The organism is Sphingomonas sp. ASV193 (assembly GCF_040203355.1).
In the GTDB taxonomy this organism is placed as follows: Bacteria; Pseudomonadota; Alphaproteobacteria; order Sphingomonadales; family Sphingomonadaceae; genus Sphingomicrobium.
Genome location: NZ_JBEHBW010000008.1, coordinates 93,004 through 112,672 on the forward strand (window position 1 = coordinate 93,004; position 19,669 = coordinate 112,672).

Genomic DNA, 19,669 nt, shown 5'->3' on the forward strand with positions numbered 1-19,669 from the left:
TCAGAAGGTGAAGGCCGGCGCGCGGCGGAAGCGGGCGATCGGGGCGACCCCCGCGTCGGCGATGGTGCGGAAGGCGATCCCCGCCCCCGCGCGCGTGCCGACTGCAAGCCGGGTGACGTCGCGATCGAGCAGCGCGGTCCCGACCCGGCCGTGCTCGGCGAGCAGCGCGGTCAGCGACGCGGGCCATTCCTCGACCGCGCCGTCGACCAGCACGAGATCGTAGGGCCCCTGCCCTTCGCCTTCGTCGACGGTGAGCCCGATGTGACGGAGCAGTGCGGCGGGGTAGCCGCTCGCCGGTTCGACCACCAGCGCCCGCTCGCCCGCGCGCGGGGCGAGCTCGCTCAGCAGCCGCCCGAGCGCGGCCGGCGGCATGATCGAACGCCCGTTATCGAGCGGGATCGGGCGGTCGAAATAAGCGAAGGCGCGCGCATTGTCGGGCACATGGTCCTCGCGCGCGACCGCGCCCATCGCCTCGAGCACGCCCGCGTCGGTCACCGCTTCGGGACGAAGCTGGCTGTCGATCATCGCGCGGCGCGCAAGCTGGAAATCCTGCATTGAAGGTCCTCGAATTGGCGAAGCTGTATTGTGGGGGTAAGACAGCCGTCTTGCAACCGCTCTTATCGCGGCTTTGCGCCCCGGCCAAGCAAGTCGCGCCCCCATTCGTCGAAAGTCCGGCGGTTGACTCGGCCCGCCGCCTCGGCGAAACGCGCCGCTCACTCATCCGGCCCGATGGCGGAGTGGTTACGCAGAGGACTGCAAATCCTTGCACGCCGGTTCGATTCCGGCTCGGGCCTCCATTCCCCCGACGGAGACGATGGTGAAGCGCCTTTCGCTAGCCCTGCTCGGACTCGCGCTCGCCGGCTGCCAGCCGCGCCCGGTCAACACGATCCACGACGCGCGGGTGGTGGTCACCGGCACCGGCGCGGCGGTTTATGCGACGATCGACGACAAGGGCGGCGGCGACCGGCTGGTCGAGGTCGAGCTCGACGGCATCGGCCGCGCCCCGCTCCACGACATGCGGATCGAGAATGGGGTGATGAAGATGCGCGAGGTGCCGGGCGGCTTCGCGGTCCCGGCGGGCGGCCAGCTGCGGCTCGCGCCGATGGGCAAGCACGCGATGATCGAGTCGATGGCGAACCCGCCCAGGCCCGGCACCACCATCCCGCTGACCTTCAGCTTCACCCGTCAGCTTCGCGTCCACACCACCGCGAAGGTCGAGAGCGGCACCGCGATGGCGATGTGAGCATGCGCGAGGCGAGGATCATCCTGTGGGGGCTGGTGGCGGTCGCGCTCGGCGTGATCGGCTGGCTGATGCTCGCCCCGGCGGCGCGCCCGCCCGAAAGCGCGCCGGGCCTCGCGATCGCACAAGTCGGCGGCCCGTTCGTGCTGACCGGCGGCGACGGCAAGCCCTTCGATTCGGCGAGCGCGCTCAAGGGTCGCCCCTATGCGCTGTTCTTCGGCTTCACTCATTGCCCCGACGTCTGCCCGACCACGCTCGCGCGGCTGGTCAAGCTGCGCAAGGCGATCGGCCCGGGCGACCAGCCGTTCGCGATCGTCTTCGTCACCGTCGATCCCGAGCGCGACACCCCGGCGGCGATGGCCCGATATGCCGCGCTGTTCGGCACCCCGGTGGTCGCGCTGACCGGATCGGCGGCCGAGATCGCCAGGGTCGAGAAGCAGTGGGGCGTCTACGCCGCCAAGGTCGCGCAGCCGAGCGGCGGCTACACGATGGACCATACCGCGACGGTGTTCCTGGTCGGCAGGGACGGCAAGTTCCGATCGACCATCGACGCGCAGGAGCCCGACGACACCGCGCTCGCCAAGCTCAGGAAACTGGCGAACTAGACTCTCTCACGCGCGTGAGAAGGCGGTCGAGCGCGGCGATGCTCTCGGGCTCGTCGAGCGTCGGGGCGTGGCCGACGTTCGGCACCTCGACCAGCTCGACATCGGGGATCTCGCGCACCATCCGCTCGGCGGTCGCGGTCGAGAACAGGTCGCTCAGCGTCCCGCGAAGCAGCGTCACCGGCCGCCCGGCGAGCGCGCGATAATAGGGCCAGGCGTCGACCGGCGGCGCATCGAGCGCGACGGCGAAATTGTCGGCGATCTTGAGGTCGTAGTCGGGGCGCACCGCGCCGTCGCGCTCGGCGAAGGTGCGGCGGGTGAAGCGCGCCCAGTCGTCCTCGCCGAAGCCGGGGAAGCGGCTCTCCTGCGCCTCGGCCACCGCGCGCGTCGCCGACGCCCAGTCGGGGTAATGCCGCTCCTTGCCGACATATTGCGCGATGAACTCGAGGCCGTCGCGGTCGATATCGGGGCCGATGTCGTTGAGCAGAGCCCCCGCGATCCGCTCCTCGTCGCCCCCCGCCGCGACCGCCATGGTGATCAGCCCGCCCAATGAGGTGCCGACGAACACCGCCTCGGCGATGCCGAGCTGGTCGAGCAGCTTCATCAAATCGGCGACATAGGCAGGCAGCGCGTAGCGGCGCGGGTCGGGGTCGTATTCGCTCATCCCCCGTCCGCGCAGGTCGACGCAGATCACCCGCCAGTCGCCCGCCAGCCGCTCGGCCACCCCCTCGAAGTCGCGCGCGTTGCGGGTCAGGCCGGGAATGCACAGCAGCGGCGGCTGGTCGGCGGGCCCCGCATAGTCGCGGTAATGGAGCCGAAGCCCTTCCGCGCTGTTCCAGAAACGATCCTGCCTGGCGGGCGACTTGGACTTGGTCATCGCCTCCCCTATCGCGGGGGCGTGAGCGAACCGCAAGCCACCCGACCCGACCCGGCGATCCTCGAGCTTGGAGACGGCTTTTACGACCCGGTCGAGGCGGCGCATTTCGCGCAGGCGATCCCGCGCTTCCTCAACCGGCGCTGGGCCAGGCGGCTCGGGCTCGGCGATGTCGACTGGGAAGCGCATTTCGCGCGGTTCGCGCCGCTGCCGGGCAATTTGCCCCGCCCGCTCGCGCTGCGCTACCACGGCCACCAGTTCCGCCATTACAATCCCGACATCGGCGACGGGCGCGGCTTCCTGTTCGCGCAGCTTCGCGATGATCGGAACCGCCTGCTCGACCTTGGCACCAAGGGGAGCGGTCAGACGCCCTATTCGCGCTTCGGCGACGGGCGGCTGACGCTCAAGGGCGGGGTGCGCGAGGTGCTGGCGACCGAGATGCTCGAGGCGCTTGGGGTCGACACCTCGAAGAGCTTCGCGCTGTTCGAGACCGGCGAATCGCTCGAGCGCAACGACGAGCCCTCCCCCACCCGCGGCGCGGTGCTGACCCGGCTAAGCCACGGCCACATCCGCATCGGCAGCTTCCAGCGGCTCGCCTATTTCGAGGACGCCGAGGGGATCGACCGCCTGGCGACCTACTGCCTCGCGCGGCTCTACGACGAGGAACCCGACGCCGCGCCCGCCGACCGCGCCGCGCACCTGCTTGACCGCGTCGTCAGCCGTACCGCCACGCTCGCCGCCTCCTACCTCGCCGCGGGCTTCGTCCACGGGGTGCTCAACAGCGACAACATCAACGTCACCGGCGAGAGCTTCGACTATGGCCCGTGGCGCTTCGCCCCCGAGTGGGACGAGGGGTTCACCGCCGCCTATTTCGACCATGGCGGGCTCTACGCCTTCGGCCGCCAGCCCGAGGCGATCCACTGGGACGTCGCGCAGCTCGCCGGCTGCCTCGCGCTGGTCGGCGACGAGGCGGTGCTGGGCGACCTGCTGTCCGACTTCGCCCCGCGCTTCCAGCGCGCGCTGGTCGAAAAGCTGTTGTGGCGGCTCGGCATCGCCCCGGCGGGCGAGGCCGATGACCGGACGCTCGCCCGCGCGATGCTCGCCGCGCTCAAGACCCGCGCGGTCGGGATCGACGATTTCTTCTTCCATTGGCGCGGCGGGCGCGACGGCGGACAGCAGGGCGAGGCGTTCGACGCGCTCCGCGCCGCGCTCGACGGCCGCCAGCGCCCGCAATCGCATCCCTATTGGAGCGATCCGCACCCGTGCGCGATGCTGATCGACGAGGTCGAGGCGCTCTGGGCGCCGATCGCCGGGCATGACGACTGGGCGCCGTTCGAGGCCAAGATCGCCGCCATTCGCCGCCTTGCCGACGCCATGACGTCGGACGCCCCGGCTTGACCTGCCGCGCCCGGCGTGGGAGCGGGCACGAATGGCCGAAATCCTAGTCTCATACGAACCCGCCACCGGGGCCGAGCTGTGGTCGGGCGAGGTCGGCGACGCCGCGAGCGAGGTCTCCGCCGCGCGCACCGCGCTGGCCGACTGGTCGGGCCGCTCGGTCAGCTACCGGATGGAAGCGCTGCGCCGCTTCGCGAACGAGGTGCGCGGCCGCGCCGACGCGTTCGCCGACCTGATCGCGCGCGAAACCGGCAAGCCGCTGTGGGAAGCGAAAACCGAGGTCGCCTCGGTGATCGGCAAGGTCGACATCTCGATCGAGGCCTATGCCGAGCGCACCCCGATGCGCCGCAGCGAAGGCGCGATGGGCAGCAAGGTCACCATTCGCCACAAGCCGCACGGCGTGCTGGCGGTGCTCGGCCCCTACAACTTCCCCGCGCACCTGCCCAACGGCCACATCGTCCCCGCGCTGCTGGCGGGCAATACGGTCGTGTTCAAGCCGAGCGAGAAGACCCCCGCGTCGGGCGCGATGCTGGTCGACTGCTTCCACGCCGCGGGCATTCCCGAGGGCGCGGTCCGGCTGCTCACCGGCGGGATCGAACAGGGCAAGGCGCTCGCCGCCGATCCGGGCATCGACGGGCTGCTGTTCACCGGCTCGGCCGGGGCGGGCGCCGCGCTGGCGCGCCAGTTCGCCGAGGTGCCGCACAAGATCCTCGCGCTCGAGCTTGGCGGCAACAACCCGATCGTGGTGTGGGGCGCGACCGACCTTGCCGCCACCGCGGCGATGGTGGTCCAGTCGGCGTTCCTGTCGGCCGGGCAGCGCTGCACCTGCGCGCGGCGGCTGATCGTCGAGGACGGGCAGCACCAGCCGCTGGTCGACGAGATCGTCAAGCTGATCGACCGGATCATCGTCGACCATCCGCACGCCGACCCGCAGCCGTTCATTGGCCCGGTGATCGACCAGATGACCGCCGAGATCCTCGTCGACCGCTTCGTCGGGCTGATGATGAAGGGCGGTCACCCGATCCGCCGGCTGGTCATGCCCTACGATGACCGGCCCTACCTCACCCCCGCGCTGATCGACATGACCGAGGCGAAGGACCGGCTCGACGAGGAGCTGTTCGGGCCGATCCTGCAGATGGTCCGGGTGCCCGACTTCGACGCCGCGATCGCCGAGGCGAACAATAGCCGCTTCGGGCTCGCCGCGAGCATCGTCACCCGGCAACCCGCGCTCTACGAACGGTTCTTTGCCGAGGTGCGCGCGGGCGTGATCAACTGGAACCGGCCGACCAACGGCGCCCCGTCGAGCGCGCCGTTCGGCGGGGTCGGGCGGAGCGGCAACCACCGCCCGAGCGCCTTCTACGCCGCCGACTATTGCGCCTACCCGGTGACCAGCGTCGAAAGCGACGTCGCCCGCGCCAGCATCGCCGAGGGCCTGCGCGACGCCTACGTCCCCGAGGATGACCGGGTTTAGCGCTTAACGCCGAAACGAGGGGGGCGAGCGTCCGGGCGAGCTTCGCCGGTTCTCGCGGCTGGCCTATCCTGTGCGCTTCTCAAGTCGGGAGTGCATTGATGGGTTGGGCGATTGGACGGGCGGCGGTGACGGGGAATCCGGAAGGCGCGCGGCGCAAGGCGCTGGAAAAGCTGCGGGGCCTCGCCGGGCTCGACGATCCCGAGAGCCTGGTGGTGCCGATCCTGATCGACGCGATCCTGATGGTCGAGGCGCATCGCGGGGCGCGGCACCCGTTCACCCAGCTGCCCGAGCTGACCGAGGGGGTCGACGCGCTGCTGCGCGAGCTGACGCTGACCGAAAAGGCGATGGCCTGGGCAGCGGAGTAGCCGGCGGCTTAAGGTCGCAAAAGCCAGCGTCCCCCCGGACATTTTCGTGACCTTAAGCGAAGGGGCGGCTGGCGGGTCTTTCCCGGACGGGGCCTGCCGGACGGGGCTTGGACGTCGCCGGCGAATCCTATCGGCGGGAAACGCCGAGCCGCCACGATGACAGGCGCGGCGGCGATAGGACAGCGAAAAGCGCTGCCCGCTTCATGGTTAGCGAAACCTTACCGCGCTGTGCCGAATCGGGAAGGCGCGCGGGGCGGCGCATCCCCCTGGCGGTCCCGGCGGTTTGGCCGGGCGAGCGAAGGCAATGCGCCTTGGCAACGACAGGGGAATGACAATGACCGAATCGGGTTCGAGCATGATGGCGCTGCTGTTCGCGGCCGGGGTGTTCCTGGTGATCGTCGCGGTGGGCTGGCGCAGCGTCCAGAACCGCCGGATCGTGCGGATGCAGGGCGCCGACGGGCAGGAAACGGTGATCGTCGCGGGCGAGGACGACCAAGTGTCGAGCGTGGAGACGACGGTGGGGTAAGCGGGCGGCTAGACTCTCTCGGACGAGCCGACCGTGACGTAAGACATGACCTCATTACAAAATGTCGCGACCTCTTTACATTCTTGGTAAGTTCTTGGTAGGACGTTGCCGGAAGATTGAAGGAGTCGCGTCATGGCCGGGTTGATGAGGAAATTTTATTCGCCTCTGTCGTGCGACCTGCTGTTCGCCGGCGCGGGGCTGGCGGGCGCGGTGGGGTTGGTCGTGGACGTGACCCGGTCCTATCCGGCGATCGCGCCGTCGGCGGGCATCGCCAAGGGCGCCGCGCTGGTCGGGGCGGTGGTGGCGGCTGCGGTGCTGGCGATGCTGACGACGCGGTTCGACCGGCGCCATGCCGACGATTTCGTCTTTCACACGCTGACCCGGTCGGCCTTTACCGCGATGTTCACGACGCTGTTCGCGCTCGCCATCTGGCAGGTCGCGTTCGTCACCCGGCTGGGGGGCGTGTCGTCCTATGCGACGATCGGGGTGATGGTCGTGTCCTGGTCGCTCGCCTATTTTGCGACCCGGCTTCGCGGCACGGGCGCGTGAAGAACCGGCTGAAGGTGCTGAGAGCCGAGCGGAACTGGACCCAGGCCGACCTCGCCGCCCGGCTCGACGTGTCGCGCCAGGCGATCAACGCGATCGAGACCGGCAAGCACGACCCGCTGCTGCCCTTCGCCCTGCGCATCGCGCGCCAGTTCGGGTTGCCGGTCGAGGCGATTTTCGGGGAGGATTAGGGGGTGCGGGGATTGGAGAAGGTCGGCTTTGGGTGGAAAGCGGACGTAGAAGGTAATTCATCAGTCTGAATGGACGCTGCGATTTCTTGCGCCGAAAACCCTACGCAAGAGTGTACCCAACAAGATTCCGCCTAGACTCACGCCGCCGAACGCTAACCCGGTCTGCAGAGGCGTCACGTCTCTTTCTCCCACTTTCCATCCAATTCATGTTTTGCCGGTGGCGATGCCTTCGCGTCAATCTCGTCGCACAATGCCTTCCCCACGCTGAGCATTTCTGAGAAAAGCGGCCGCTTTGGGTCGAAAGCGGACATTCGAGCGAGGGCCGTCACGGGAGTGAATCCCGTGACGTCGATCCTGTCCGCTCACGCGGCAGGTCGGCCGGCGCTCGCCGTCTCTCGACGTAACGACGCTCGCTTCGCTCCGCTTACGTTACGCTCGGCGGCTCGGCGGCTCGGCGGCTTACCCCCTCATTTCCGGCAAATAATCGCTCTCCGCCGCGTCGCTGAATCGCGTGATGTGGCTGTCGAAGCGCATGCGGACGACGCCGGTGGAGCCGTGGCGCTGCTTGGCGACGATGAGGTCGGCGCGGCCGTGGATGCGGTTCATCTCCTCGAACCATGCCGGGAAGTCGGGGTGGTCGTCGTCGGGCTTCTTCGCCATCAGGTAATAGTCGCCGCGGAACACGAACCAGACCATGTCGGCGTCCTGTTCGATCGAGCCCGATTCGCGAAGGTCGGAGAGCTGGGGCTTCTTGTCCTCCCGCTGTTCGACCGCGCGGCTGAGCTGCGACAGGGCGAGCACGGGGACGTTGAGTTCCTTGGCGAGCTGCTTGAGCCCGCGGCTGATCTCCGAGATTTCCTGGACGCGGTTGTCGTTGCCGCCGCGCCCGGTGCCCTGGAGCAGCTGGAGATAATCGACGACGACGAAGCCGATCCCCTTCTGCCGCTTCAGCCGCCGCGCGCGGGTGCGCAGCGCGGCGATGGTGAGGCCGGGGGTGTCGTCGATGTAGAGCGGCAGGCTGTTCAGCTCGGCGGCGGCGCGGGCGAGCGACTTGAACTCGGCGGCGCTGATCTTGCCCATGCGCAAATTCTCGCTGCTGATCCCCGACTGTTCGGCGAGGATACGCGTGGCGAGCTGGTCGGCCGACATTTCGAGGCTGAAAAAGGCGGTCGGGGCGCCGGCCGAGCGGGCCATGTCGATCCCGTCCTCCTGGTCGCGGACCCAGCGGCGCGCGGCGGCGAAGGCGATGTTGGTGGCGAGCGAGGTCTTGCCCATGCCCGGGCGCCCGGCGAGGATGACGAGGTCGCTATGGTGGAGGCCGCCGACCTTGGCGTTGATCCCGTCGAGCCCGGTGGTGATGCCCGACAGCGAGCCGCCGTTGTTGAGCGCCTTTTCGACCTGGCGGAGCGCCTCGGTGCTGGCGTCGCCGAAGCTCTTGACCTTGTTGTCGCCGCCGCCTTCCTCGGCGACGCGGTAGAGCTCGCTCTCGGCGCGCTCGATTTGGGTCAGCGGGGCGACGTCCTCCGAGGTGTCGAGCGCCGAATCGACGAGGTCGCGGCCCACCCCGACGAGCGCGCGGAGCAGCGCGAGGTCGTAGACCTGGGTGGCGAAGTCGCGCGCGCCGATCACCGCCGCGCCGCTGCCGGTCAGCTGGGCGAGATAGGCGGGGCCGCCGACCGCGCGCATCGCCTCGTCAGCCTCGAACAGGGGCTTCAGCGTGACGGGCGAGGCGACCATGTTCTTGTCGGTCATCCGCAGGATCGCGTCGTAGATGCGGCCGTGGAGCGGCTCGAAGAAATGGTGCGGCTTCAGCTTGAGCTGCACGTCCTCGACGATGCGGTTGTCGATCATCAGCGCGCCGAGCAGCGCGGCCTCAGCCTCGATGTTGTGCGGGAGGGTCTGACCCTCGGGCGCGGGGGGATCGGATTCGGTGAAGCGGATGATTTCGGCCATGCCGCCGCTCTACGCCGATGCGGCGATGGGGCCAATGCGTCGCGGGCTGTGGATTATGTGGAAATCGGGCACGCGGGCGGCTAGCCCTCACCCATGTCCATCCTTTCCGACCGCTGGATTCGCGAGCAGGCCCAGAATCACGGCATGATCGAGCCGTTCGTCGAGGCGCAGCGGCGCGAGGGGTGCATCAGCTACGGCCTGTCGTCCTACGGCTACGACGCGCGGGTGGCGGACGAGTTCAAGATCTTCACCAACATCGATTCGGCGGTGGTCGACCCGAAGGATTTCGCGGGCAACAGCTTCGTCGACCGGCAGACCGAGGTGTGCATCATCCCGCCGAACAGCTTCGCGCTGGCGCGGACGGTCGAATATTTCCGGGTGCCCGAGGACGTGCTGGTGATCTGCCTGGGCAAATCGACCTATGCGCGGTGCGGGATCATCGTCAACGTCACCCCGCTCGAGCCCGGGTGGGAGGGGCATGTGACGCTCGAATTCTCGAACACCACCCCGCTGCCCGCGAAGATCTACGCCAACGAGGGGGCGTGCCAGTTCCTGTTCCTCAAGGGCAACGAGCGGTGCGAGACGAGCTATCGCGACCGCGCGGGCAAATATATGGGCCAGCGCGGGGTGACGCTGCCGAAGCTATGATCCGGGGGATCATGGCGAGGGCGCTCGACGCGGCCGACCCGCTGGGGTTCGCGCGCGGGCGGTTCGCAGTGCCCGACGGCGTCTATCTCGACGGGAACAGCCTGGGGATGCGGCCGCGCGCGGCGGCGGCGCGGGTCGCGGCGACGGTCGAGCGCGAATGGGGCGAGGACCTCATCACCAGCTGGACGAAGCATGGCTGGATCGACTGGCCGACCGCGCTGGCCGAGCCGCTGGCGCGGCTGGTCGGGGCGTCGGCGGACGAGCTGGCCTGGGCCGATTCGACCAGCATCAACCTCACCAAGCTGGCGGTCGCGGCATTGCAGTCGAGTGGGGGGCGCGCGAGCGGGCGGCGGGTAATCGTGACCGAGGCGCGCAATTTCCCGACCGACCTCTACGTCGCGCAGGGGATCTCGACGCTGGTCCCCGGGGTCGAGGTGCGGCACGTGGCGCGCGAGGCGCTCGCCGAGGCGATGTCCGACGAGGTCGCGCTGCTGATGCTGACCCATGTCGATTACCGGAGCGGCGAGCGGCACGACGTCGCGGCGCTGTCGGCGGCGGCGCGGACGGTCGGCGCGCTGAGCCTGTGGGACCTGTCGCACAGCGCGGGGGCTCTCGATTGTCGGCTGGAGGAATGGGGCGCGGACCTCGCGGTGGGGTGCGGCTATAAATATCTGAATGGCGGGCCGGGGGCCCCGGCGTGGCTCTACGTCCGGCGCGCGCACCAGCCGCGGCTCGACAATCCGCTGCCCGGCTGGATGGGGCACGCGGCGCCGTTCGCGTTCGACGGGACCTATCGGCCGGCGGACGGGATGCGGCGCTGGCTGACAGGGACGCCGCCGGTAATCGCGCTGGCGGCGGTGGCGGCGGGGCTGGCGACATTCGAGGGGGTCGAGCCGGGCGCGCTCGAGGCGAAGGCGGGGGCGCTCACCGAGCTGTTCATCGCCGAGGTCGCGGCGCGCTGCCCGGTGCTGGCGCTCGCCGCACCCCGCGAGGCGTCAGCGCGAGGAGCGCAGGTCAGTTTCGCGCACCCGGACGCCTACGCGATCGTGCAGGCGCTGATCGCGCGCGGCGTGGTCGGCGATTTTCGCGCACCCGACCTGATGCGGTTCGGCTTCGCGCCGCTGGCGACACGGTTCGAAGACGCGGTCATCGCCGCCGAGGCGCTGGCCGGGGTGCTTTCGTCGGGGGCGTGGCGCGATCCCGCCTATGCGGCGCGCAAGGCGGTGACCTGAGTCCCGCCCCTCGACGTCAGCCGTTCTTCATCTGCTGTTCGCTGTCCGACAGCAGCTTGTCGCGGCCTGCGCGGATGATGTCGATCCAGTCGGCAAACCCGCCGGCGAGCGTGGTCACCAGCTTCTTGAGGTCGCCGTCCTTGAGCAGTCCGTCCTCGCCGAACTTGTCGTCGGTGACCTGCCCCAGATAGGCCTCGGGCTGCTGCATCACGGGCATGTCGAGGAACACGCAGCACTGGCGAAGCGCGTGGTTGGCGAGCGCGCCGCCGAGCGCGCCGGGCGAGGCGGTGACGATGGCGGCGGGTTTCTTGGCCCAGACGCTCTTGCCGTAGGGGCGCGAACCGACGTCGATCGCGTTCTTGAGCGCGCCGGGAAGCGAGCGGTTGTATTCGGGATAGACGAACAGGACGCCGTGGACGTCGCGGATCGCGTCGCGGAAGCGGGCCCACGGCTCGGGCGGCGTGCCTTCGTCGAGGTCGGGATTGTAGAGCGGCAGGTCGCCGATCTCGACGATCGAGCAGTCGAGCCGGTCGTGGAGCGAACAGATCGATCGGGCGATCCTGCGGTTGACGGAGTCCTTGCGGAGCGAGCCGCAAACGATGGCGATCTTGTGGGTTCGGGTGTCGGGCATGACGGCAGAATGCCGCGCGGCAGCGTCGGTTCCGTTGCCTAGCGCCCGGCGAGCGCCGCGCTGAGCCCGATCGCGATTCCCGCAACGATCAGCACGACGAGGAGCGCGATCCGCCCGCGCTTCAACCGCTCCTGAAGCATGCGATCATATTGCGGGATGTCGAGCCAGTAGCGGCCGGGCGCGGCCTCGTGGACGATGCCGCGCGTGCGCATCTCGTCGAACCAGCGCCCCTCGAACCGGTTGGCGGGCTCGAAGCCGGTGGCGCGGTCGGCGCGGACCGCGTCGGCGGCGAAAAAATGATGCTGGATCATCCGGCGGGCGCGCGCCTGCTGCGCGGCGACGGCGGAGGCGGCGGTGGCCATGATTCGACTCTCCCCTGCTAAGCGGGAGCGAGACTAACGCTTGCGGCGGCCGTCGTGGCGAATATTCGACGGACGGCCGCGCTTGTTCGGGCGGTGGACGCGGTCGCGGCGCTCGCGCCGGGGCGCGGCGAACTTGCCCTCGGGCAGCTCGAAGCGGAGCGCGCCCGAAGCGGGGATCGCCTCGGCGAGGCGAAGGTCGAGCTGCTGGCCCATCGCGAACGTCTCGCCGCTCTCTTCGCCGACCAGCGCCTGCGCCTTTTCGTCGTAGCGAAAATATTCGTTGCCGAGGATCGAGGCGGGGACCAGCCCGTCGCCGCCGAGGTCGAGCACGGTGGCGAAGAAGCCGAACGGCTGGACCCCGGTGATCCGGCAGCGGACGACCTGCCCGACGCGGTCGGCGAGGAAGGCGGCGACGTAGCGGTCGATCGTCTCGCGCTCGGCCTCCATCGCGCGGCGTTCGAGGCCCGAGATGAGCTCGCCGATCTCGTCGAACCGCTCGGCGTCCTCGGGGGGCAGTCCGCCCTCCCCCAGCCGGTAGGCGGCGACCAGCGCGCGGTGGACGAGCAGGTCGGCGTAGCGGCGGATCGGCGAGGTGAAATGGGCGTAGGCGCCGAGCGCGAGCCCGAAATGGCCGAGCGTGTCGGGCGAGTAGCGCGCCTGCATCTGGGTCCGCAGCACCTGCTCCATGATCTCGGGCCGCGCCGGGTGGTCGGCGCCGACGCGCTCGATAATGCGGTTGAAGGTCGCGGGCCTGACCACCTGGCCGAGCGCGAATTCGAGGTCGAAGGTAGCGAGATAGTCCTTGAGCGTGACCAGCTTCTCGCGGCCCGGGCCTTCGTGGACGCGGTACATCACCGGGGCTTTCTTGCGTTCGAGCGCCCTGGCCGCGGCGACGTTGGCGGCGATCATATAGTCCTCGACCAGCTTGTGCGCGTCGAGCCGCTCGCGCGGGGCGACCGAGGCGATGCGGCCCTTTTCGTCGAGCACGACCCGGCGTTCGGGCAGGTCGAGCTCGAGCGGCTCGCGCTTGTTTCGCGCGGCGAGGAGCGCGGCCCAGCAGGCCCAGAGCGGCCTCAGCGCGGATTCGACCAGATCCGGGTCGACGCGGCCGGGCACGCCGTCGATCGCGGCCTGTGCATCTTCATAGGCAATGTTTGCGGCGACGCAAATCTTGGCGCGGGCAAAGCGCCAACTCTTGAGCGCGCCGTCCTTGCCGACGTGGAGGTGGCAGGCGAGCGCGGCGCGGGGCTCGCCCGCCTTGAGCGAGCAGATCCCCGACGAAAGTTCGTGCGGGAGCATCGGCACGACCCGGTCGGGGAAATAGACGCTGTTGCCGCGGGCGCGCGCCTCCTTGTCGAGCGCGCTGCCGGGGCGGACGTAGAAGCTGACGTCGGCGATCGCGACGATCGCGTCCCAGCCGTCGCCGTCATCGCGCGGGCTCGCCCAGATCGCGTCGTCATGGTCGCGCGCGTCCTCGGGGTCGATCGCGACGATGGGGAGGCGGGTGAGGTCCTCGCGCTCGCCGAGGGGCAGCGTCGCGACCTTCGCCGCCTCGGCCAGCGCGTCCTCGCGGAAGCCGTCGCGAAGCCCGTGCTTGTGAATCGCGATCAGGCTGAAGCTGCGCGGGGCGAACGGGTCGCCGAGGATCGCGTCGACCCGCGCGGTGACCCGAGGCGGGCGACCCGACGGCTCGGCGAGGACGAGGTCGCCGACCCTGGCGTCCTTGAGGTCGGAGATTTGGAGCTCGCGCCGCTCGCGCTTGTCGACCGGGGTGAGGAAGTAGCGCTCGTCCTCCTTGCGCACCACGCCGAGCAGCAAGTCGGCCGAGCGCTGGAGCTTTTTCATGACGTGGGCGACATGGCCCTGCCCCGCTTCCTCGGTGCGGGCGAGGATGCGGTCGCCCAGCGCGAGCGCCGAGCGGCGGCCGCGTTCGATCACGCGGATTTTCGGCGGCGGCGAGTCGGCGTGCCAGCTTTCGGGCATCGCCCATAGCTGTCCGTCGTCGACCGAGGTGACCCGGAGCACGGTCACGCGCGGGACGCCACCCATCTTGTGGAAGGCGCGGCCCGGCGCGCTGTCGATCAGCCCCTCGTCGGCCATGTCCTTGAGCAGCGCCTTGAGCGCGATCTTTTCGTTGCCCTTGAGACCGAAGGCGCGCGCGATTTCGCGCTTGCCCGCCGGCTGGTCGGAGGCAGCGATGAAATCGAGGACCTGCTGGCGGGTGGGAAGGCCGGGTAAGGGTCGGGGCATCGCGGAACGATGTGGCGGTTGTCGGCGCGCGGGGCAACCTTGCCGCAGGTTAAAGTGGCGATATAGTCGCGCGCACAACAACCGGGGGGGTTCACATCATGCGTCATCTCGTCATCGGCCTGCTGGCCGCGTCGGTCCTTGCCACGCCGGTCTTCGCCGCCGCGCCGAAGCGCCAGCAGAGCGCGGAGGCGTTCATCGGGCCGGTCGACGGCCGGCCGCAGACCGCCGCGCAGATCATGGCGCGGTGCGACCGGGTCATCGCCGAGGCCGACCGGCGGCGAATCGCGCTGGAGCAGGACAAGCGCCCGGTCAGCCTCGACACCTATAGCCGCTACAACGACCTGTGGATTCTGCTCAACGGGACCGACGCGGGGCTGTACCAAGAAGTGTCGCTGACCGATGCGGCGCGCAAGGCGGCGGGCGCGTGCAACGACAAGGTCACCGCGGCGCAGGCCAAGATCACCCTGTCGCGGCCGCTGTACGACAAGCTGAAGGCGCTTTCGGCGACGTCGGTCGACCCGGTCACCGCCTTCGGGCTGAAGCGCGACCTGCTGGCGTTCGAGATGAGCGGGGTCCAGCTCGACGCCGCCGGGCGCGCCAAGGCGCAGGCCCTGACCGAGGCGATCGGCAAGGCGGGGACCAGGTTCGACGCGGCGATCGCCGACGACAAGACGACGATCGCGGTGACCCCGGCCGAGCTCGAGGGCCTGCCGGCCGATTTTATCGCCGGGCACAAGGTCGGCGCGGACGGGAAGATCGTGCTGACGATGGCCTATCCCGACGCCATCCCCGTGCTGACCTACGCCAGGCGCGAGGACACGCGGAAGGCGATGTTCACCGCCTTTTTCCGCCGCGCCTATCCGGCGAACGAGCAGAATTTGCGCGACCTGATCAACCTTCGCGACCAGCTCGCCAAGCTGATCGGCAAGCCCAGCTATGCCGCGCTGTCGCTCCAGGACCGGATGCTCGACACGCCCGAAAAGGTGCACGCATTCCTCGACGAGGTGACGACCATCGCGCTTCCGGCGGCGCAGCGCGACCTGGCGAAGAAACAGGCGGTGGTCGGCGGGAGCGGTCCGTTCGCGATGTGGAACAATTCCTACGCCAGCGACCAGGTCAAGAAGTCCCAATACGGCTACGACACGCAGGAAGCGCGCAAATATTTCGCCTTCGAAAAAGTGCAGGCGGGAATCCTCAAGCTGAGCGAGGACCTGTTCGGGGTGAAAATCCGCAAGTGGAACACCCCGGTCTGGACCAAGGGCGTCGACGCGTTCGAGATGGTCGAGAACGGCAAGGTGATCGGCCGCTTTTACTTCGACCTGCACCCGCGCCCGGGCAAGTACAGCCACGCCAACGCGATGGGGCTGCGGTCGGGGCTTGCCGGGCGCAGCATCCCGGTCGGGGCGCTGGTCACCAACTTCCCCGGCGGCGACGGGAGCGAGGGGCTGATGACCCACAACGACGTCGTCACCTTCCTCCACGAATATGGCCACCTGCTGCACGGGATCTTCGGCGGGCAGGAGCAGCGCTGGGCCTCGCGCAGCGGGATTTCGACCGAGTGGGACTTCGTCGAGGCGCCCTCGCAGATGCTCGAGAACTGGGTGTTCGACTATGACACGCTGGCCCGCTTCGCGACCGATTCGAAGGGGCGGACGATCCCGCGCGAGCTGGTCGCGGCGATGAACCGGTCGCGCTATTTCAACATGGGCGGGTTCGATCGCACCCAGTCGGGCTATGCCAACATGTCGCTCGGCTTTTACGAGGGGCCGGCGCCGGCGAACCTCGGCGCGTTCCAGCGCGCGGCGTGGGGCAAGTACGACCTCGTCCCGGTCCCCGATTTCGTCGAGAGCCAGGACAGCTTCGGCCATCTCAACGGCTATGGCGCGGCTTATTACACCTATGTCTGGTCGAAGGTGATCGCCGACGATCTGTTCAGCCGGTTCGAAAAGGAAGGGCTGCGCAACCGCAAGACCGCGGCGGACTATCGCCGGTTCGTGATCGGGCCGGGCGGGGACAAGCCGGCGGCCGAGCTGATCGCCGACTTCCTCGGGCGGCCGCTGAGCCTCGACGCGCACAAGGCCGAGCTCGACAAGGATCGGTGAGGAGAGCGGTCAGCGGAGCTGGCTGTCCTTCGAGCCGCGACGGTTGATCGCCGAGTGGCGGACCGCCTTGTCGCGTTCGGCCTGGCAGGCGATGCAGGTGCGCACCCCGGCGAGCGCGGCACGGCGTTTCGGCGGGATCGGCTCGCCGCAATCGTCGCAGTCCTCGGCGCTCGGCCCGTGGGGCGTGAGCGCGCGGGCGAGCGCGACCGCGTCCTTGACCGTGTCGTCGATCTGGTCCTGCACCGCGCCATCGCGGGTCCAGCCGCCTGCCATCGCTACTTTCCGTCGCTTGCCTTCACATAAGGGCCGAACGCACCACCGGGCACCGCGGACGCAACCGGGCTCTCGAAGCCGTCGGCGCTGAGCGAGGAAACGCCGAACACCCAGTCGTCGACGCGGATATGGGGGAGGACTTGCTCGCACATGGGTTCGAACGTCTCACTTATCCCTTTGCCGGTCGCCGGGGCGTGCAAGCTGCTGTTCGTGAAACAAGCCCATTTCGCCGCGACCGGCTTTTCGCGCGTAAAGGCGGAGCCATCCGTTCGGCGCCAACGGACGACGTAACCGGTCGCGCCGCGCACCGGTTTCCACGATAGCTTCGTGTCCGTACTGACCGCGCCTTCGACCGTCGGAGCGGGCGGCGGCGGGGCGCTAGCGAGGGCGGCGAGCGCGGCGACGTTGAGGCGGGTGATCTTCGCGAGGTAGGCGAAGTCCATGCCCCTGACGGTGTCGCCATAGTCGATGCCCTTTTCGACCCGGACGTCCTGGTGCTGGCGCCGGTAATTCTCGACCGCGACGCTGAGGCGGACGGCGGGGAAGCCCGCGTCCAGCATCTCGATATGGTCGCCGCCGCGCCCGAAGCGGTCGGTGCGCCACACCTGACGGACGGTGAGGCCGATCGAGGGCACCCGCGTCGCGAGGCCGGCGAGGAAACGCGAGAGGTTGCGCGACGGGCTGTCGTTCTCCCCGCCGAGCGCGCGCTGCGCGGCGGCGAGCGCCTCGTGCCCCTGCCAGCGCGGGCCTTCGGAAAAGACCCGCACCGTCTTCGCGTCGCACACCCCGTCGCTGCCGCAGCTGTTGCCGATGATGTCGTTGTTGAGCGTGGCGACGACGTTCCAGCGCTGCCTGGTCGCATGGTCGGCGAGGATCTTTCCGCCGTAGAGCCCCTGCTCTTCCCCGGTCAGCACCGCGAAGACGATCGTCCCGGCAAAGCGACGCGGCGCGAGGACGCGGGCCGCCTCGAGCACCGCGGCGGTGCCGCTGCCGTCGTCGTTGGCGCCGGGGGCGTCGCGGACCGAGTCCATCACGTCGCTGACCCGGCTGTCGAGGTGGCCCGAGATGATCGCGACGTCGTTCGGCCGCTCGGTCCCGCGCTGGACGGCGAGGATGTCGCACACGCGCACCGGGGCGGGCAGCCGGTCGCCGCTGACCGTGTCGCACACCCGCACCGGTTCGAGCCCCGCCTTGCGGAACGCGGCCTCGACCAGCGTCCAGGCTGCGCCGATGCCGCGATTCGGGTCGGTCTGCGACGAGAGGGTGTGGCGGGTGCCGAGCGCGACGAGCGATTCGACGCTGGCCTTCATCCGCGCCGCGTCGACCGGGCGGATCCACGCGGCGAGCTTCTGCTCGGGCGTCGCGGCGAGCGCCGGTCCCGACAGCAGCAATCCGGCAAGCAACAGGCGCATCGGCTGGTCTCCTCGTCGCGCCACGCTGGCATTGCGTGGAGCGCTTGGCTAGGGCCGCGGCGAAGACAGTCCAGGAGAATCCCATGCGTCGCATCGCCCACTTCATCAACGGTTCGAGCCACGAGCATGGCGCGCGCGAGGGGCAGGTGTGGAACCCGTCGCACGGCGAGGTGCAGGCGCACGTCGGCTTCGGCGACAGGGACACGCTGCAACAGGCGGTCGACGCGGCGCTGGCGGTGCAGCCCGAGTGGGCGGCGACCAACCCGCAGCGCCGCGCGCGGGTAATGTTCAAGTTCAAGGAGCTGGTCGAGGCGAACATGGACCAGCTCGCCGAGATGCTGTCAGCCGAGCATGGCAAGGTGATCGCCGACGCGAAGGGCGACGTTCAGCGCGGGCTGGAGGTGATCGAGTTCTGCTGCGGCATCCCGCACGCGCTGAAGGGCGAATATACGCAGGGCGCGGGGCCGGGGATCGACGTCTATTCGATGCGCCAGCCGCTCGGTATCGGCGCGGGGATCACCCCGTTCAACTTCCCGGCGATGATCCCGATGTGGATGTTCGGCCCGGCGATCGCGTGCGGCAATGCGTTCATTTTGAAGCCCAGCGAGCGCGACCCGTCGGTGCCGGTGCGCCTCGCCGAGCTGATGAAGGAAGCGGGGCTTCCCGACGGGATCCTCAACGTCGTCCACGGCGACAAGGAAATGGTCGACGCGATCCTCGACCATCCCGACATCAAGGGGGTGAGCTTCGTCGGCAGCAGCGACATCGCCCAGTATATCTATTCGCGCGGAGTCGCGGCGGGCAAGCGCGTGCAGGCGTTCGGCGGGGCGAAGAATCACGGCATCGTGCTGCCCGACGCCGACCTCGACCAGGTGGTGAACGACCTCACCGGCGCGGCGTTCGGGTCGGCGGGCGAGCGGTGCATGGCGCTGCCGGTGGTGGTGCCGGTCGGCGACGACACCGCCGATGCGCTGCGCGCGAAGCTGGTCCCGGCGATCGACAAGCTGAAGGTCGGCGTGTCGAACGATCCCGAGGCGCATTACGGGCCGGTGGTCAACGAGGCGCACAAGAAGCGCGTCGAGGACTATATCGCGCTGTGCGAGCAGGAGGGCGGCGAGCTGGTCGTCGACGGGCGCGGTTTCACGCTCCAGGGGCACGAGAAAGGCTTTTTCGTCGGGCCGACTTTGTTTGACCATGTGAAGCCCGAGTTCCGCAGCTACCAGGAGGAGATCTTCGGCCCGGTGCTGCAGATCGTCCGCGCCGACAGCTTCGAGGAGGCGGTGCGGCTGCCGAGCGAGCATCCCTACGGCAACGGCGTCGCCATCTTCACCCGCAACGGCCACGCCGCGCGCGAGTTCGCGGCGCGGGTCCAGGTCGGGATGGTCGGGGTCAACGTGCCGATCCCGGTGCCGGTCGCCTATCACACCTTCGGCGGGTGGAAGCGCAGCGGCTTCGGCGACACCAACCAGCACGGGATGGAAGGGGTCAAGTTCTGGACCCGGATCAAGACGGTAACCCAGCGCTGGCCCGACGGCAGCGCGGCGGGCGACCACAAGGACGCCTTCGTCATTCCGACCATGGGGTGAGCCGCTCGAC

Annotated in this window: 20 protein-coding genes and 1 tRNA gene; 13 read left to right on the top strand and 8 right to left on the bottom strand. The window is 69.3% G+C overall.

The genetic code is table 11. The features are described from left to right. Positions 1-555 (bottom strand): protein-L-isoaspartate O-methyltransferase family protein, encoded by a 555-nt coding sequence (locus ABDK56_RS12925; protein WP_349808696.1) that lies wholly within the window; start codon positions 553-555, stop codon positions 1-3. Between the two features lie 168 nt (positions 556-723). On the opposite strand from ABDK56_RS12925, the gene ABDK56_RS12930 reads away from it, so the two are divergent. The 3 genes from ABDK56_RS12930 to ABDK56_RS12940 all read left to right on the top strand — a co-directional run bounded on the left by ABDK56_RS12930 (position 724) and on the right by ABDK56_RS12940 (position 1,845). Then, positions 724-797: transfer RNA gene (locus ABDK56_RS12930), tRNA-Cys, on the top strand. Positions 798-817: 20 nt separating this feature from the next. After that, positions 818-1,243, top strand: coding sequence for a copper chaperone PCu(A)C (locus tag ABDK56_RS12935; protein ID WP_349808697.1), 426 nt, complete (start codon positions 818-820; stop codon positions 1,241-1,243). Positions 1,244-1,245: 2 nt separating this feature from the next. Next, complete coding sequence (locus ABDK56_RS12940) at positions 1,246-1,845, top strand: SCO family protein (RefSeq protein ID WP_349808698.1); 600 nt, start codon at positions 1,246-1,248, stop codon at positions 1,843-1,845. On the opposite strand, the gene ABDK56_RS12945 is transcribed toward ABDK56_RS12940, so the two are convergent. Further along, the gene (locus tag ABDK56_RS12945) at positions 1,826-2,719 is read right to left on the bottom strand and encodes an alpha/beta fold hydrolase (protein WP_349808699.1); all 894 of its coding nucleotides are present in this window, start codon (positions 2,717-2,719) and stop codon (positions 1,826-1,828) included. The genes ABDK56_RS12940 and ABDK56_RS12945 overlap by 20 nt on opposite strands. Positions 2,720-2,740: 21 nt before the next feature. Between ABDK56_RS12945 and ABDK56_RS12950 the strand changes: the two genes are divergently transcribed. The 6 genes from ABDK56_RS12950 (at position 2,741) to ABDK56_RS12975 (ending at position 7,210) form a co-directional block, all read left to right on the top strand. Then, positions 2,741-4,114: a protein adenylyltransferase SelO family protein gene (locus tag ABDK56_RS12950; RefSeq protein ID WP_349808700.1), complete on the top strand. Its 1,374-nt coding sequence runs from the start codon at positions 2,741-2,743 to the stop codon at positions 4,112-4,114. 31 nt (positions 4,115-4,145) lie between these two features. Next, complete coding sequence (gene astD / locus ABDK56_RS12955; protein ID WP_349808701.1) at positions 4,146-5,582, top strand: succinylglutamate-semialdehyde dehydrogenase; 1,437 nt, start codon at positions 4,146-4,148, stop codon at positions 5,580-5,582. A gap of 125 nt (positions 5,583-5,707) precedes the next feature. Then, a complete protein-coding gene (locus ABDK56_RS12960; protein ID WP_349808702.1) occupies positions 5,708-5,947 on the top strand; it encodes a hypothetical protein in 240 nt (79 codons plus the stop codon). Between the two features lie 334 nt (positions 5,948-6,281). Further along, positions 6,282-6,473, top strand: a complete 192-nt coding sequence (locus tag ABDK56_RS12965) for a hypothetical protein (RefSeq protein WP_349808703.1) — start codon at positions 6,282-6,284, stop codon at positions 6,471-6,473. 132 nt (positions 6,474-6,605) lie between these two features. Next, entirely contained in the window at positions 6,606-7,022 is a 417-nt protein-coding gene (locus ABDK56_RS12970) for a hypothetical protein (protein ID WP_349808704.1), read from the top strand. Beyond that, a complete protein-coding gene (locus ABDK56_RS12975) occupies positions 7,019-7,210 on the top strand; it encodes a helix-turn-helix transcriptional regulator (protein WP_349808705.1) in 192 nt (63 codons plus the stop codon). Before ABDK56_RS12970 ends, ABDK56_RS12975 begins: the two co-directional genes overlap by 4 nt. Before the next feature lie 459 nt (positions 7,211-7,669). Here ABDK56_RS12975 and ABDK56_RS12980 read toward each other — a convergent pair whose 3' ends face one another. Further along, positions 7,670-9,163: a replicative DNA helicase gene (locus ABDK56_RS12980; RefSeq protein ID WP_349808706.1), complete on the bottom strand. Its 1,494-nt coding sequence runs from the start codon at positions 9,161-9,163 to the stop codon at positions 7,670-7,672. 93 nt (positions 9,164-9,256) lie between these two features. Here ABDK56_RS12980 and dcd point away from each other — a divergent pair, with 93 nt between their 5' ends. Next, on the top strand, positions 9,257-9,811 hold the full coding sequence (gene dcd / locus ABDK56_RS12985; RefSeq protein ID WP_349808707.1) for a dCTP deaminase: 555 nt from the start codon (positions 9,257-9,259) through the stop codon (positions 9,809-9,811). 11 nt (positions 9,812-9,822) lie between these two features. Further along, a complete protein-coding gene (gene kynU / locus ABDK56_RS12990) occupies positions 9,823-11,043 on the top strand; it encodes a kynureninase (RefSeq protein WP_349808708.1) in 1,221 nt (406 codons plus the stop codon). A gap of 16 nt (positions 11,044-11,059) precedes the next feature. Here the strand turns inward: kynU and ABDK56_RS12995 are convergent, their stop codons facing one another. Genes ABDK56_RS12995 through ABDK56_RS13005 form a run of 3 tightly spaced genes read right to left on the bottom strand, consistent with a single transcriptional unit; the run spans position 11,060 to position 14,286 of the window. Beyond that, on the bottom strand, positions 11,060-11,674 hold the full coding sequence (locus ABDK56_RS12995) for an NADPH-dependent FMN reductase (protein ID WP_349808709.1): 615 nt from the start codon (positions 11,672-11,674) through the stop codon (positions 11,060-11,062). A gap of 38 nt (positions 11,675-11,712) precedes the next feature. Beyond that, a complete protein-coding gene (locus ABDK56_RS13000) occupies positions 11,713-12,036 on the bottom strand; it encodes a hypothetical protein (RefSeq protein ID WP_349808710.1) in 324 nt (107 codons plus the stop codon). Between the two features lie 33 nt (positions 12,037-12,069). After that, entirely contained in the window at positions 12,070-14,286 is a 2,217-nt protein-coding gene (locus ABDK56_RS13005) for a ribonuclease R family protein (RefSeq protein WP_349808711.1), read from the bottom strand. A 98-nt stretch (positions 14,287-14,384) separates the two neighbouring features. Between ABDK56_RS13005 and ABDK56_RS13010 the strand changes: the two genes are divergently transcribed. Further along, positions 14,385-16,388 (top strand): M3 family metallopeptidase, encoded by a 2,004-nt coding sequence (locus ABDK56_RS13010; protein WP_349808712.1) that lies wholly within the window; start codon positions 14,385-14,387, stop codon positions 16,386-16,388. Between the two features lie 9 nt (positions 16,389-16,397). Here the strand turns inward: ABDK56_RS13010 and ABDK56_RS13015 are convergent, their stop codons facing one another. Both ABDK56_RS13015 and ABDK56_RS13020 read right to left on the bottom strand, forming a co-directional pair. Next, a complete protein-coding gene (locus tag ABDK56_RS13015; protein WP_349808713.1) occupies positions 16,398-16,661 on the bottom strand; it encodes a DksA/TraR family C4-type zinc finger protein in 264 nt (87 codons plus the stop codon). A 2-nt stretch (positions 16,662-16,663) separates the two neighbouring features. Continuing rightward, the gene (locus ABDK56_RS13020) at positions 16,664-18,073 is read right to left on the bottom strand and encodes a M20/M25/M40 family metallo-hydrolase (RefSeq protein ID WP_349808714.1); all 1,410 of its coding nucleotides are present in this window, start codon (positions 18,071-18,073) and stop codon (positions 16,664-16,666) included. Between the two features lie 83 nt (positions 18,074-18,156). Here ABDK56_RS13020 and ABDK56_RS13025 point away from each other — a divergent pair, with 83 nt between their 5' ends. Then, complete coding sequence (locus ABDK56_RS13025) at positions 18,157-19,659, top strand: CoA-acylating methylmalonate-semialdehyde dehydrogenase (protein WP_349808715.1); 1,503 nt, start codon at positions 18,157-18,159, stop codon at positions 19,657-19,659. The last annotated feature ends 10 nt before the right edge of the window (positions 19,660-19,669 follow it).